Annotated in this window: 14 protein-coding genes and 2 pseudogenes; 7 read left to right on the top strand and 9 right to left on the bottom strand. The window is 69.3% G+C overall.

Annotated features, from left to right (window positions below):
- Window positions 1–181: 181 nt before the first annotated feature.
- Entirely contained in the window at window positions 182–1,060 is an 879-nt protein-coding gene (gene rsmI, locus OG257_RS22685) for a 16S rRNA (cytidine(1402)-2'-O)-methyltransferase (RefSeq protein WP_329210165.1), read from the bottom strand.
- Between the two features lie 53 nt (window positions 1,061–1,113).
- Between rsmI and OG257_RS22680 the strand changes: the two genes are divergently transcribed.
- From OG257_RS22680 to OG257_RS22660, 5 genes and pseudogenes are all read left to right on the top strand, one after another.
- Window positions 1,114–2,880, top strand: coding sequence for a dolichyl-phosphate-mannose--protein mannosyltransferase (locus OG257_RS22680; RefSeq protein ID WP_329210164.1), 1,767 nt, complete (start codon window positions 1,114–1,116; stop codon window positions 2,878–2,880).
- A 193-nt stretch (window positions 2,881–3,073) separates the two neighbouring features.
- Window positions 3,074–3,303 (top strand): annotated as a pseudogene (locus OG257_RS22675) (tyrosine-type recombinase/integrase); the annotation flags it as partial.
- Window positions 3,304–3,323: 20 nt separating this feature from the next.
- Window positions 3,324–3,941: a hypothetical protein gene (locus OG257_RS22670; RefSeq protein WP_329210163.1), complete on the top strand. Its 618-nt coding sequence runs from the start codon at window positions 3,324–3,326 to the stop codon at window positions 3,939–3,941.
- 281 nt (window positions 3,942–4,222) lie between these two features.
- A complete protein-coding gene (locus tag OG257_RS22665) occupies window positions 4,223–5,857 on the top strand; it encodes a penicillin-binding transpeptidase domain-containing protein (protein WP_329210161.1) in 1,635 nt (544 codons plus the stop codon).
- Between the two features lie 93 nt (window positions 5,858–5,950).
- A complete protein-coding gene (locus OG257_RS22660) occupies window positions 5,951–6,460 on the top strand; it encodes a YbaK/EbsC family protein (protein WP_329210159.1) in 510 nt (169 codons plus the stop codon).
- Window positions 6,461–6,602: 142 nt separating this feature from the next.
- Here the strand turns inward: OG257_RS22660 and OG257_RS22655 are convergent, their stop codons facing one another.
- Both OG257_RS22655 and OG257_RS22650 read right to left on the bottom strand, forming a co-directional pair.
- A complete protein-coding gene (locus OG257_RS22655) occupies window positions 6,603–7,277 on the bottom strand; it encodes a hypothetical protein (protein ID WP_329210158.1) in 675 nt (224 codons plus the stop codon).
- Between the two features lie 345 nt (window positions 7,278–7,622).
- Window positions 7,623–8,060 (bottom strand): hypothetical protein, encoded by a 438-nt coding sequence (locus tag OG257_RS22650; RefSeq protein ID WP_329210156.1) that lies wholly within the window; start codon window positions 8,058–8,060, stop codon window positions 7,623–7,625.
- A gap of 297 nt (window positions 8,061–8,357) precedes the next feature.
- Between OG257_RS22650 and OG257_RS22645 the strand changes: the two are divergent.
- Both OG257_RS22645 and OG257_RS22640 read left to right on the top strand, forming a co-directional pair.
- Window positions 8,358–8,456, top strand: a pseudogene (locus OG257_RS22645) (YbaK/EbsC family protein); the annotation flags it as partial.
- The gene (locus OG257_RS22640; protein WP_329210154.1) at window positions 8,453–9,304 is read left to right on the top strand and encodes a DMT family transporter; all 852 of its coding nucleotides are present in this window, start codon (window positions 8,453–8,455) and stop codon (window positions 9,302–9,304) included. The pseudogene OG257_RS22645 and the gene OG257_RS22640, both read left to right, overlap by 4 nt.
- A 36-nt stretch (window positions 9,305–9,340) precedes the next feature.
- Here the strand turns inward: OG257_RS22640 and OG257_RS22635 are convergent, their stop codons facing one another.
- The 6 genes from OG257_RS22635 to cbiQ form a co-directional block, all read right to left on the bottom strand.
- The gene (locus OG257_RS22635) at window positions 9,341–9,937 is read right to left on the bottom strand and encodes a hypothetical protein (RefSeq protein WP_329210153.1); all 597 of its coding nucleotides are present in this window, start codon (window positions 9,935–9,937) and stop codon (window positions 9,341–9,343) included.
- 51 nt (window positions 9,938–9,988) lie between these two features.
- The gene (locus OG257_RS22630; RefSeq protein WP_329210151.1) at window positions 9,989–10,483 is read right to left on the bottom strand and encodes a GNAT family N-acetyltransferase; all 495 of its coding nucleotides are present in this window, start codon (window positions 10,481–10,483) and stop codon (window positions 9,989–9,991) included.
- A 32-nt stretch (window positions 10,484–10,515) separates the two neighbouring features.
- Window positions 10,516–11,349, bottom strand: coding sequence for an SDR family NAD(P)-dependent oxidoreductase (locus tag OG257_RS22625; RefSeq protein ID WP_329210150.1), 834 nt, complete (start codon window positions 11,347–11,349; stop codon window positions 10,516–10,518).
- Window positions 11,346–12,509, bottom strand: a complete 1,164-nt coding sequence (locus OG257_RS22620; RefSeq protein WP_329215283.1) for a serine hydrolase domain-containing protein — start codon at window positions 12,507–12,509, stop codon at window positions 11,346–11,348. Before OG257_RS22620 ends, OG257_RS22625 begins: the two co-directional genes overlap by 4 nt.
- A 77-nt stretch (window positions 12,510–12,586) precedes the next feature.
- On the bottom strand, window positions 12,587–13,354 hold the full coding sequence (locus OG257_RS22615) for an energy-coupling factor ABC transporter ATP-binding protein (RefSeq protein ID WP_329210148.1): 768 nt from the start codon (window positions 13,352–13,354) through the stop codon (window positions 12,587–12,589).
- Window positions 13,351–14,112 (bottom strand): cobalt ECF transporter T component CbiQ, encoded by a 762-nt coding sequence (gene cbiQ, locus OG257_RS22610; protein ID WP_329210147.1) that lies wholly within the window; start codon window positions 14,110–14,112, stop codon window positions 13,351–13,353. Before cbiQ ends, OG257_RS22615 begins: the two co-directional genes overlap by 4 nt.
- Between the last annotated feature and the right edge of the window lies 1 nt (window position 14,113).

Below are 14,113 nucleotides of genomic sequence, written 5' to 3'. Positions count from 1 at the left end.
TCTTGTCCGCCGGACAAGCACTCCGGACAAGCACTCCGGGAGGTGCGTTCCACTCTCCAGTGGACGCCTTTCCCGGCGGCAACGCACCAGGTCTGCCGAGTATTGGAACGGTCTTGGCCCATCCATGGACTGGGGGCCGGGTACGCGGCTCGGGCTTTACATTTCAGGTTAGTCCTTTGCCCTACGCGGGGCCGGTCCTGGCCGCGTTCTTTGCCGCGACGACCGCATCGAACACCTCGCGCTTGGGCAGGCCCACATCGGCGGCGACCGCCGCGATGGCCTCCTTGCGCCGCTCCCCCGCCTCCTCGCGCACCTGCACCCTGCGCACCAGCTCGGCGGCGTCCAGCCCCTCGTTCCCGGTGTCGGTGGCGCCCTCGACCACAACGGTGATCTCGCCGCGCACTCCTTCGGCCGCCCACTGCGCCAGCTCGCCGAGCGGCCCGCGCTTCACTTCCTCGTACGTCTTGGTCAGCTCACGGCACACGGCGGCCCTGCGGGCCGCGCCGAACACCTCGGCCATCGCGGCCAGGGTGTCGTCCAGCCGGTGCGGCGCCTCGAAGAAGACCATCGTGCGGCGCTCCCCGGCGACCTCGCGCAGCTTCCCCAGCCGCTCGCCGGCCTTGCGGGGCAGGAAGCCCTCGAAGCAGAACCGGTCGACCGGCAGGCCGGACAGCGCGAGCGCGGTCAGTACCGCGGACGGCCCCGGTACCGCGGTGACCTTGATGTCCTTCTCCACGGCCGCGGCGACGAGCCGGTACCCGGGGTCGGAGACGGACGGCATTCCGGCGTCGGTGACCAGCAGGACACGCGCGCCGTTCACCAGCGCCTCGACGAGTTCCGGCGTACGCGCCGACTCGTTGCCCTCGAAGTAGGAGACGACACGCCCCGTCGTATGGATGCCGAGCGCCTGGGTGAGCCTGCGCAGCCTCCGGGTGTCCTCGGCGGCCACGACATCGGCCGTCTCCAGTTCGGTGGCGAGGCGTGGCGGGGCGTCCGCCACGTCGCCGATGGGGGTCCCTGCCAGTACGAGCGTTCCAGTCGTTCCAGTCACATCGGCCATCCTCCCAGCACGGGCGGCACCACTCGCACAGATGCGTTCCCTACGATGGCGCGGTGACGAGTACTGCGCCCGAAGCCCAGCAGGGCCACGACGCCGGGAACGACGCCGGCGACCAGCCGCCTTCCTGGCAGCAGCGGCTGCGCCGCTTCGGCCATTCCCCGCGGCCGGGAACGGGGCTGCGCGAGCGGCTGGTTCCGCCGTACACCCGCCCGGGAGGCCAGTTCTGGGACGTGCTCGCCGTGCCCCCGACCTTGGCGAACCACCTGGTCCGCTGGTCCGCCTGGGGCGGGCCGCTGCTGGTGGCACTGGTGGCCGGGGTGCTGCGGTTCTGGAACCTGGGCAGCCCCAAGGCGGTGATATTCGACGAGACGTACTACGCCAAGGACGCCTGGGCGCTCGTCAACCAGGGGTACGAGGGCGCCTGGCCCAAGGACGTCGACAAGCTGATCCTCAAGGACCCGTCCTCGGTGGACATCCCGGTGGACCCCGGCTACGTCGTGCATCCGCCGGTCGGCAAGTGGATCATCGGTTTCGGCGAGCAGGTCTTCGGCTTCACACCGTTCGGCTGGCGGTTCATGGTGGCGCTGCTCGGCACCGTCTCCGTGCTGATGCTGTGCCGCATCGGCCGGCGGCTCTTCCGCTCGACGTTCCTGGGCTGTCTCGCGGGCACGCTGCTGGCCGTGGACGGGCTGCACTTCGTGATGAGCCGCACGGCCCTGCTCGACCTCGTGCTCATGTTCTTCGTGCTCGCGGCGTTCGGCTGCTTCCTCATCGACCGTGACTGGGCCCGCCGCAGGCTGGCCGCCGCGCTGCCGGTCGACGAGGACGGCGTACTGCGCCCGGACGCCCATGTCGCCGAAACGCTCCGCCTCGGCTGGCGCCCGTGGCGGATCACCGCCGGCGTGATGCTCGGCCTGGCCTTCGCGACCAAGTGGAACGGGCTGTACATCCTCGCCGCGTTCGGTGTGATGGCGGTGCTGTGGGACGTGGGCGCGCGGCGCACGGCGGGTGCGGCGCAGCCGTACCGGGCCGTGGTCCTGCGGGACCTGCTGCCCGCGTTCGTCTCGACGGTGCCGGTCGCGATCGGCACGTACCTCGTCTCGTGGACCGGCTGGATCGTCACGGACAAGGGCTACTACCGCAACTGGGCGGCCACCGAGGGCAAGGGCGGCAGCTGGACCTGGCTGCCGGACTGGCTGCGCAGCCTGTGGCACTACGAGAACCAGGTGTACGAGTTCCATGTCGGCCTGACCTCGGGCCACACGTACCAGTCCAATCCGTGGAGCTGGATCGTCCTGGGCCGCCCCGTCTCGTACTTCTACGAGGAGAAGACGGGCTGCCTCACGTCGGAGACCGGCAAGTGCGCCCGCGAGGTGCTGGCGATCGGCACCCCGCTGCTGTGGTGGGCGGGGTGCGTGGCGCTGCTGTACGTGCTGTGGCGCTGGTTCTTCCGCCGCGACTGGCGCGCGGGCGCGATCGCGTGCGGTGTGGCGGCGGGCTGGGTGCCCTGGTTCTTCTACCAGGAGCGGACGATCTTCCTCTTCTACGCGGTCGTGTTCGTGCCGTTCCTGTGCCTGGCGGTGACGATGATGATCGGCGCCCTGCTGGGCCCGGCGGCCGGCACCGGGACCAAGCACGAACTGGGCCTGAGCACCGGTGATCCCACCGGCGAGCGCAGACGGACGCTGGGAGCGATCGCGGCGGGCGTGCTGGTGCTGTTGATCGTCTGGAACTTCGTCTATTTCTGGCCGCTCTACACGGGGACATCGCTTCCGGAGAACTCCTGGCGGGACCGGATGTGGCTGGACAGCTGGGTGTAGCTGGGCGGGAGCACCAAGAGGGCGCGGCCTATGGCCGCGCCCTCTTGGTGGTTGTCGGCCACCATCGGTGACCATTGGCCACCCTCGGACGGCCCACAGACGGCCCGACCATCGACGTCACGAGGGTCCTGACACCACCCGTGACGCCGCCTGACACCTCCGACAGTTCCTCTTGCCCCGCGCGGCCTAGGAAGGTGAGCGCTACTCTTCCGCGCTTCAGCACGGGATGCACGCCCTGCGGCACCTCTAAGCCTCGGTCCTGCTGGACGCAGGCGAGAACATCCGAGCCTTGAGCCAGTACCTCGGACACGCTGATCCGGGCTTCACCCTCAGGACGTACACAAACACCTCATGCCGAGCAGCGAGGGACGAACACGAAAGGCGATCGAGGAGGTCTTCAAAAGGCCTGTCCCGGAGTCCTGAGGCGCCATATCGTCAGCGCCATGGACGGGCAGTGGGCCGTAGTCGTAGGGGCGGGGCTTGGCGCCAGCGGAGCGATTGTTGGCGCCCTGACTACGTGGGCAAGCTCGCGGCTCCAAGCCCGCTCACAACTGAACGTGGTACGTCTACAACACGGTGCGGCCCACGATGCCGAGACGATCGCCCGCAAGCGCGCCGCCTACTCAGATCTGGTCCTTTCCGTCGATACGGTCCGCCGCCAGATGCGGATCGTCCGACAACACGTTCAGGGCACGCTTGGCACCGACAGCGAACTCCAGACCAAACGGGACGCTGTTCACGACCGGATACGCGAGATGCAGGCTGCCGAATGGGTCCTGCGGCTCATGCTCTCCGACGACGAGCAAGCAGCGGTGACCGGTCTCGCGAATGCGGTCTACACCGCCCATCACGCACTCATCGAGGATGTTGACGAGTGGCTGGAGCGTACGCCAGCGAGCGGGATACGCGAGGCGCAGGACACATCACGCTATAGCCACACAACAGCTGCTCTTCAGGCTCAGATGATGATGTTTGCGGGCATTGCGCACTCTCGGCTTTACGCCCAAGGAGTGCTCGAGGCAGGCACGACGGCCCAGAGGCGGCCCCAGCGCCGCCCGTAGCCCTTCCAGCAGCCATACGCCCCGCTCAGGAACGTGAGCTCGCGGACCGCGAGACTTCGTCTATTTCTGGCCGCTCTACACGGGGACATCGCTTCCGGAGAACTCCTGGCGGGACCGGATGTGGCTGGACAGCTGGGTGTGAGGACGGGAGAGAGCGCTCTCGCCGAGATCGTCGCCGTCCGATAACAACCTCCTCAGTCGTCACACCTGTCCCGTACAGTGCCGAGGACATCCCCCCTTGAACGCGTTCAAGGGGGACTCCTGGGGAGGGGACTGCACAGATGCGCAGTGGAGCGAAAGTCGCCGTTGTGGGCGGGGTGTTCGTGCTTGTGGCCGGAGGACTCGGCTACGGCGTGTACAACGTGGTGCTGGGGGGCGGTGAGGCCGGCGGTACGGAGTCCGCGTCGGCGTCCTCCGAGGTGCGGACGGGACCGCCCAGCAAGTCCGAGATCGAGGAGACCGCGAAAGGGTTCCTCAAGGCATGGGCGTCCGGCGACGCGGCGGCCGCCGCCCTGCTCACCAACAACGAGGACGTCGCCGGGCCGCTGCTGACCGGCTACAGCGAAGCGGCCCACGTCACCAAGGCGGTGATCACTCCGGGCCCGGCCGTCGGCACGAAGGTCCCGTACACGGTGAAGGCCACGGTGTCGTACGAGGGGAAGACCAAGCCCTGGTCGTACGCCTCCGAACTGACCGTCGTACGCGGCCTGACCACGGGCAAGGCCCTCGTCGACTGGCAGCCCACGGTGATCCACCCCCAGCTGACCGAGGGCGCGTCGCTGAAGACCGGCGAGTCCTCGACGGCGGCGATCGAGGCCGTCGACCACAACGGCAAGGTGCTCGACAAGGAGAAGTACCCGTCGCTCGGGCCGATCCTGGACAGCCTGCGCGAGAAGTACGGCGACAGCACCGGCGGCTCTCCGGGCATCGAGACCTGGATCGAGCCCGCGGACACGCAGCTTCCCGACACGACGCTGCTGACCCTCGCCAAGGGGAAGCCCGGCCGGCTGCAGACGACGCTCGACGCCGGCGCCCAGGCGGCGGCCGAGAAGGCGGTCAAGCAGTTCAGCGGGGCGTCGGTGGTCGCTGTGAAGCCGTCCACCGGGTCGATCCGCGCGGTGGCCAACAACCCGGCGACCGGCTTCAACGCGGCGATGCAGGGCGAGCAGGCGCCCGGTTCCACGATGAAGATCGTGACGGCCGCGATGCTCATCGAGAAGGGGCTCGCCTCGGCGAACAGCCCGATCGAGTGCCCCAAGGACGTGATGTACCAGGGGAACACCTTCCACAACCTGAAGTACTTCTCGCTGCCGGACACGGACACGTTCACCACGAGCTTCGCCCGCTCCTGCAACACGGCCTTCATCAAGAAGATCGACGATGTGAACGACGACGCCGCGCTCGCCAAGGAGGCCCGGGACGTCTTCGGGATCGGCCTCAACTGGAAGACGGGTGTCGTCTCGGTCGACGGGAGTGTGCCCGAGGCGAGCGGTGGAGTGGCGGCGGCTCAGTACATCGGCCAGGGCACCGTCCAGATGAACGCGCTCAACATGGCGTCCATCACCGCCACCGCCCGCAACGGAACGTTCCGCCAGCCCGTCCTCGTGCCGCGCGAACTGGACGACCGTCAGCTCGCCGTGGCCTCCCGCTCGCTGTCGCAGAACGTCACCCGGCAGCTGAACGACATGATGCGGGCCACCGCCTCCTGGGGCACCGGCAAGGCGGCCATGTCCTCGGTCCGCGGCGACAAGGGCGCCAAGACCGGCTCCGCCGAGGTCGACGGGCAGGGCACGTCCAACAGCTGGTTCACCGGCTTCAACAACGACCTCGCGGCCGCCGCGGTCGTCCAGTCCGGCGGCCACGGCGGCGACGCGGCCGGTCCGGTGGTGGCGGCGGTCCTGCGGGCCGGTTCCTGACCGGGCCTCAGTCGTCCGGTCCGTCCCCGCCCCGGCGGGGACGGACCGGAACTGCCTGGTGCGGGAGCCGGGCCTTTCAGTAGCGTGCCGGGCATGAGCACATCCGACATGACCCCCACCGCGACCCCGTCCGACGCCCACCCCCGGTTCGCCGAGGCCCTGCGTGAGCTGGGTCTCGACGTCGAGGTACGCCGCTTCCCCGACGCCACCCGCACCGCGGTCGAGGCCGCCACGGCGATCGGCTGCGAGCTCAGCCAGATCGTCAAGTCGCTGATCTTCGAGGCGGACGGCGCCCCGGTCCTCGTCCTCATGGACGGTTCGTCCCGGGTGGACGTCGAGCGCGTACGGAGCGAGCTGGGCGCCGGAAAGGTCAAGCGGGCCGGGGCCGACCTGGTCCGGGAGACCACGGGGTACGCGATCGGCGGCGTACCGCCCTTCGGCCACGTCACGAGGACCCGGGTACTGGCCGACCGCGGCCTGCTCGACCACGCGGTGGTGTGGGCCGCGGCGGGCACCCCGCACACCGTCTTCCCGCTCGACCCGAAGCGCGTGATCGAGTACGCGGGCGGCACGCTGGTGGACGTGCGCGAGCGGACGAAGTGACGGTGCGTCGGTCGCCGTCCTGATAGCCGCGACACACACGCCAGGGCGCCAGGACAGGCGGTGGCGACCGTGCTGCGAGCCGGGTCCTGAGCCTGCCTTGTGCCCTGGAACCATCGCCCGTTTGCTGAAGCGTCCTGTCACGTCAGCCCTGCGAAGTGATCTGCCGAGCCTCGGCGATTTTGGAGACATGCGCCTTCTCGAGCTTCTCGAGCTCCTCGGAATGCTGGGCAATCCTGTCCTTCTGGATGTCCGCCTCTACCGAATACCAGATCTGCAGCAGCCAGGTCCTGGACTTGCAGTCGAGATCGGCCTGAGCGGTCTCTATTTCCTGATTGGTGACCTCCTTTCCCAGGAAACGCTTGTCCCCCAACGAAGCCATCGGGTCGGGATAGGAGTAGCTATGCTCGGCCATGCACGATGACCACCGGTTTACGGCGGCCCGCACCCGCCGGTCCTGCCTGGATTCCTGGTAACTGCGGTTGGCGATATCGCTCGCGATCTCCGCGCCGACCGTATATCGGTGCTTCGACGACAATGCCTCGACGGCTTGGCCTCGGCAGCCGCGCGGGGGGACCTTCCCTTTCGGTGCGGGATTTCCCGTGGAGCCTGAAGATCTGCCGTACAGGGCTGACAGCGTCTCGGCGCTGAGGCCCTCATGCGGATCGAACAAAGGCTCGGGCGGCAGGTGGTAGCCGTAGCGGGCTGCGTCGTCCGCACTCGACAGCCCGTACCTTCGATCGGACGCCCGGGACGTTTCGGGGATTGGGACAGCCCGGTAGGGCATACCGAGCCCTCGCATGCACTGCTCGGTCAGCACATCCTCCGCGCTCCTGATCACGGCATCCTCCACCTCCGTATAGGAGTACTTCGCTATGGGGAGCCGAAATGTGTAATCGCCTGTAACCGCTGGGGACGGACTCGCGGAATCGTTCGACCGCCTGTGGGCCTCGGACCCGTCGGCGGTATGTTCGCTCTGCGAATCACCGCAACCGGCGAGCAGGCCGAGAAACGCCACCGTCGCTGCACTCGCGAGCAGTCGACGGTCTCCAAAGAAGAGTTGATGCTTATTCACCGAGTGCCGTTCCCGTGCGCAGAAGCATGACATGGCGTAGCCATGCCCGCACCAGGATGGTGGTGCGGGCATGGCTACACCGCGAAATCATCAGAATTTATAACAGGAGGACGAGGTGTAGTTGAACTTGAAGGACGCGTTATTGTTGTACGTGTTATGCAACTGAGAAGCGATGGCGTAGTCCGTGAGCGTGTCGCAGGATCCACCGTAATTGCTGTTGTAGAATATCGTGGTGGGGTTCGGTGAAACGTTGTCCCCCGAGGCGGCGTTATTCTTCACACCCAGACCCTTCCCGGAACCCGCACCCAGGAAAGTGTACGGCGCGAAGTCGGAAACGTTACTCCCGTAAAAGTAAACGTAGGAACCGGTTCTGTTGCTGTTATAGAAAAGCCTTAGGCATCCGGTACCGGAACTGACATCACAAGAGGTTCCCGTAGCCGCCGCCGCTTGGGGCGCCGCCACAAAAAGAGTAGCAACAGTAAGCGGAGCAGAAAGTGCAGCTGCGATGCGAACACGAGAGAACTTCATTCATCATCCCTTAACGTAGCGCGAGTTGGTCGATCAATCTTAACGATCACCACCATCAGGCCGCAAGCTCTTCATCGCCACCTGTCGAACCAATGGATGACCGGTAACGACCCCATTCCGCCCTATTCCACGCATCTCACATTTGCCATTCTCGGATTTAGTGCAATTCGCCTGATGGGCTACCTTGTCTCGCAATGAGGGAACTGTTGTTCGGTCAACAGCCCGGACAGGATGGCGGTCCGGGTACCGGCCCCATGGTCTCCAAATGACTGCGCTAGCGTGCGAACCATGAGCACAGCCGAAGGCATCCCGCACACCGTCTTCCCGCTCGACCCGAAGCGCGTGATCGAGTACGCGGGCGGCACGCTGGTGGACGTGCGCGAGCGGACCGCGTGACCCCGCTGGTGGCGGCGGCCGTCCTGGCCGCCGCGATCACGCACGCCAGCTGGAACGCGATCGCGCACGCGATACGCGACCAGCTCCTGTCCTTCACCCTGATCTCCGGCGGCGGGGCGCTGATCGGGGTTCTCGTGGCCTGCTTCGTGCCGCTCCCGGCGGCCGGGGCCTGGCCGTACCTGTTCCTGTCCGCGGGCCTGCACGTGGCGTACATGGTGCTGCTGATGCGGTCGTTCACGCTGGGCGACTTCGGCCAGATGTATCCGATCGCCCGGGGCACGGCCCCCCTCGTGGTGACGGTCCTGGCCGCCCTCTTCCTCGGTGAGCGCCCGGACGCCTGGGCGACCGCGGGCGTCGCGGTGGCCTCGGCGGGGCTCGTCGGGCTGGCCCTGTGGGGGATCCGCGGTTCCGGCAGACGGCCGCACGGGCCCGCGGTCCTGGCGGCCCTCGCGACGGGTCTGGCGATCGCCGGGTACACGACGGTCGACGGGGTCGGGGTGCGCGCCTCGGGGACACCGCTCGGCTACATCGCCTGGCTGATGATCGTGCAGGGTGTGGCGATCCCGGCGTACACGTACTGGCGCCGGCGCGGTGAACTGGCCGCCCAGCTCTCCCCGTTCATGGCGCGTGGACTGGTGGGCGCGAGCCTGTCCTTCGCCGCGTACGCGCTCGTCCTGTGGGCGCAGACGAAGGCTCCGCTCGCCCCGATCGCCGCGCTGCGGGAGTCCTCGATCATCGTGGGAGCCGCGATAGGGACGCTGTTCTTCAAGGAACGCTTCGGCGCCCCACGGATCGCGGCCGCCGGGCTGATGGTCGTGGGCATCGGGCTCATGCTGCACACGAGTTGAGCCGGGGAGACGCAGCAGGGCGGGGCGGGGGCGGCCTCAGAACTTCCCCGACTGCTCCTCCGTGCGGTGGCCCAGCTCCCTCCGGAACTCCGCGAGGAAGCGCACGCTGAGCGGCGGCCACCCCCAGAAGTCGAACGCGAGCGCGCCGAGGTCGAATCCGGACCCGAAGTCCCACTCGGTGACCGGCGAGGAGACTCCGCAGGCGGAGCAGGGCGCTGTGCCCTCGCCGGTCTCCTTCCAGGTCCTGATGCCGTCCCTGAACGGCTGCCAGACCTCCTCGTCCGGCTCGAACTCCTCCGGGTAGTCGATGACCACGGTCCTCGTCCCGCACCGGGGGCAGGTGGCCGAGTCCGCGGTGTCCGCGCCCTGTCCGCCGACGTGGTAGTCCCGGCCGACGATGACCGCCACCGGGGCGGGGATCCACGTCGGGTCGGAGGCGTCGGCCACGGCCCGCGCCCAGTCGGGGCCGGGCACATGGCCCAGGTCCACGTTCATGCTGTACATCGCGTCGCCGGACAGCTCACGGGTGATCAGCCCCTGGTCGACCATCCAGTCGACCATCCGCGCGGCGAGCGGCCCGGCCTCCTCGCCGGTCGCCTCCAGATCGACGATCCGCTCGAAGAAGTCACCCATCGACGTCACCCCGTGTCTTCAGCACCGCTTCCTCCAGGGCCGGTCACTCTGTCACACGGGTCCGACAACCGCGTCCCGTGCGGGCAGTTCGACGACCACCTCGTCGTCCTCGACGGCGTCCGTGGGCCGGAAGCCGAGAGAGGTGTAGAGCGTTGCCGCGGCGGTGTTGCCCGGGGCGTACGACAGCCGGACGACCTCGCAGCCGTCCTGTTCCGCGAGCCAGGCGGTGAGCGTGCGCATGACCGCGCGCCCGATGCCCTTGCCCTGCTCGGGGCCGTCGATCAGCATGCCGCCGATCCAGTACGAGCCGTCGTCGTCCCGGGCCCACATCACATGCCCGAGCGCCGGGTCGCCGGCGTGGACGGCCAGCGAGTGCCAGGTGTCCTCGCGCATCGACAGCAGGAGGTACCGGGCAGCCAGCGCGGGGACGTGGTCGCGCTGGCTGTCCAGGGGGGCCACATCGGCGACCGCACGCCAGTTGCCGCTGTCCACCTCGCGCAGGGTGACGCGCCGGCCGGTCCGGTCCGAGAATCCGTGATCAATCATCGAGGGAGGTTAGGACACGGCTCGCGCCCCGGCTAGCGAGTTTCCCCGACCTGCGACAACGCGTTGCGGAAGCCTGTGTTGACGCCGAGCAGTCCGCCGTCCACCCGCAGTGTCGTCCCCGTGATCCAGGACGCGTCGCGGGAGGCGAGGAACGCGACGGCGGACGCGATGTCGTCCGGGGCGCCGAGCCGGCCGAGCGGGTAGAGGGCGCTGGCCCGCTCCAGTTCGGCGTCGCGGCCGGCCCAGGCCTCCGTGCGGATCGTGCCCGGGGCGATGAGGTTGACGCGCACCCCGCGCGGGCCCGCGTGGCCGGCCAGCGTCCGGGTCAGGCTCGCCAGGCCCGCCTTGGCGGCGCTGTAGGCGTGGCCGCCGAAGTCCTGTTCCCCGTTGACCGAGCCGATGTTGACGATCGCGCCCCGCCCGGACGCCACCAGGTGCGGCAGCGCGGCGCGGGAGCAGCGGTAGGGGCCGGTCAGGGTGATGTCGAGGGTGTGGTCCCAGAATTCGTCCGCCTCGTCCTCGAAGAGGGGGGCGTCCTCATGGTTGGCGTAGGCGTTGTTGACCAGGACGTCGAGCCGGCCGAAGGCCGTGACCACGTGGGCGACAGCCGCCTCGACGGCGGCCCGGTCGCCCACGTCGCAGGCCAGGGACTCGGCGGTGCCGCCCCGTTCCCCTATCTCCTTCGCGGTGTGCGCGGCCCGGCCGGCGTCCAGGTCGGTGACGAGTACGGCCGCACCCTCGGCCGCCAGCCGGTGGGCCGTGGCCGCGCCGATGCCCCGGCCGGCGCCCGTGAGGAGTACGGCGTACCCGTCGAAGCGTGCAGCGGAAGGAGCGGCAGGGGAAGCACCGGCGGGAGAAGAAGTCATAGAGCCGAACGTACTGCCCTGACCAGGGCCTGGGCACGGGGGTCGGCGGTGACTCCCTTCTGCAGGCCGTTCGTCACATAGCCGAGCGCGATGCCCGATTCCGGGTCGGCGAAGCCCAGCGAGCCGCCGCGGCCGGGGTGGCCGAAGGAGCCGGGGGCCAGGAGCGGGGCGGCCGTGCCGTGCAGCATGTACCCGAGGCCGAAACGGGTGTTGACGACCAGGACCCGGTCCGGTCCCTCGGACTCCTCGGTGCGGGCGAGGGTGAGCGTGGCCGGGGCGAACAGCCGGTGGCCGTCCACCTCACCGATCATCGCCGCGTAGCAGCGGGCGAGTCCGCGCGCGGTGGCGACACCGTTGGACGCGGGCAGTTCGGCCGCACGGTAGGCGGGGTCGTTCTCGTCGGGGAAGGGGTCGATGGCCCCGAAGGCACGGCGGGTGAGCGTGGCGGGGTCCCGGTAGGCCTCGACCACGGAACGCTTGGGGCGCATGCGCAGGGCGCCCCCGTTGTGCTCGGTCGCGGGCGGCTCGACGGGGCCGATCCGTCCGATCCGGTGCGCCTCGTCCGCCGGGAGTCCGAACCAGAAGTCCAGGCCGAGCGGGCGGGCGATCTCCTCGGCGATCCAGCGGCCGATGGTGCGTCCGGTGGTCCTGCGCACCAGTTCACCGATGAGCCAGCTGTAGGTCTGGGCGTGGTACCCGTGGTCGGTGCCGGGCTCCCACAGGGGCCGCTGGGCGGCGACCGCCCGCGGACCGGAGGTCCCGTCGGCGGCCTCCTCGGGCGTCAGCGTCCCGTCGAGTGCGGCGAGTCCGGCGCGGTGCGCGAGGAGATGGCGTACGAGGACGCGTTCCTTGCCGTTCGCCTTGAACTCGGGCCAGTACGTACCGACCGGGGCGTCCAGGTCCACCTGGCCCCTCTGGTGCAGCAGCAGCGGCACGGCCGCGGCGACGCCCTTTCCGGCCGAGCGGACGACCTGGACGGTGTCGACCGCCCACGGTTCGGCCCCGTCGACATCTCTCGTACCGGCCCACAGATCCACGACCTTGCGCCCGTGACGGTAGACGGCCACGGCCGCTCCCCGTTCCCCGCGCTGTTCGAAGTTACGGACGAAAGCATCCCGTACCGCCTCGAACCCGGGCGTCACCGTGCCCCGTACATCCACGCCTGCTCCCGCGCTCCCGCTCATCCCCCCATGGTGCATCCCGCCGCAGGTCGGGCGGCTGGCGGGTCACCCCATGTTCACGTATGCGGAACGGACACGGAACGCGGGTCGAAGCCGAAGGGCAGCTCCAGCCGGTGGCTGCGCATCAGTTCCTCGTCGCAGAGGAGGTCCTGTGTGCGGTTGTCGGCGGCGATCACCCCGTCGCTGAGGATGACGGCCCGCGGGCAGAGTTCGAGGGCGTACGGCAGGTCGTGGGTGACCATCAGCACCGTGACGTCCAGGGAGCGCAGGATGTCCGCGAGTTCGCGACGGGAGGCCGGGTCGAGGTTGGAGGAGGGCTCGTCCAGGACGAGGATCTCGGGCTCCATCGCGAGGACGGTGGCGACGGCGACCCGGCGGCGCTGGCCGAAGGAGAGGTGGTGCGGGGGACGTGCCGCGAACTCCTCCATGCCGACCTGCTCGAGCGCGGCCATGACCCGCTGCTCCAGCTCCGGGCCGCGCAGTCCGGCCGCGGCGGGTCCGAAGGCGACGTCCTCGCGGACGGTCGGCATGAAGAGCTGGTCGTCGGGGTCCTGGAAGACGATGCCGACCCGGCGGCGGATCTCGGCGAGGTGGCGTTTCTGCACGGGCAGCCCCGCGACCCGGACGCTGCCGGCGCCCGCGTCGAGGATGCCGTTGAGGTGCAGGACGAGGGTGGTCTTGCCGGCGCCGTTGGGGCCGAGGAGGGCGACCCGTTCGCCGCGGGCCACGGTCAGGTCGACGCCGAAGAGGGCCTGGTGACCGTCGGGGTAGGCATAGGCGAGGCCACTGACCTCGAGGGACGGTGCGGCGGTGTACGGGCTCATACGGTCCATCCCAGCAGACACACGGCGAGGGCGATCAGGGGGAGTGCCGAGGCGTACGCCCACTGGGTGCGGGAGGCGGTCACCTCGTCGATGACGGGCATGGTGCCGGTGTAGCCGCGGCTGACCATCGCGAGGTGGACCCGTTCGCCGCGCTCGTAGGACCGGATGAACAGGGCACCGGCCGTCTTGGCCAGGACACCCCAGTGCCGTATGCCGCTCGCCTCGAATCCGCGGGAGCGGCGTGCGATCGACATCCGCCGCAGCTCGTCGGTGATCACATCGCCGTACCGGATCATGAAGGAGGCGATCTGGACGAGCATCGGCGGCAGCCGGAGCCGCTGGAGCCCGAGCAGCAGGGAGCGCAGCTCGGTGGTGGAGGCCAGGATGACCGAGGCCGCCACGCCGAGGGTGCCCTTGGCGAGGACGTTCCAGGCGCCCCAGAGGCCGGGCACGCTGACGGAGACGCCGAGGAGCTCGGTCTGCTCGCCGGGCACCACGAACGGCATCAGCAGCGCGAACGCCACGAACGGCACTTCGATGGCCAGCCGCTTCAGCAGGAACCCGGCGGAGATCCGGGCCAGGCCCGCGACGACGCCGAGCAGGACCGCGTACAGGGCGAAGGCCCACACGGCCTCGCGCGGGGTGGAGACGACGACCACGACGAAGCACAGGACGGCGGCGAGCTTGCAGTGCGGGGGGAGGTCGTGGACCGGTGAGTGCCCGTGCCGGTAGAGCTTGTGTGCGTGGCCGGCGCCCATG

It is taken from the genome of Streptomyces sp. NBC_00683 (assembly GCF_036226745.1).
Classification (GTDB): domain Bacteria; phylum Actinomycetota; class Actinomycetes; order Streptomycetales; family Streptomycetaceae; genus Streptomyces.
The sequence above is the reverse complement of the archived record's forward strand: the minus strand, read 5'-3'. Positions and strand labels throughout refer to the sequence as shown.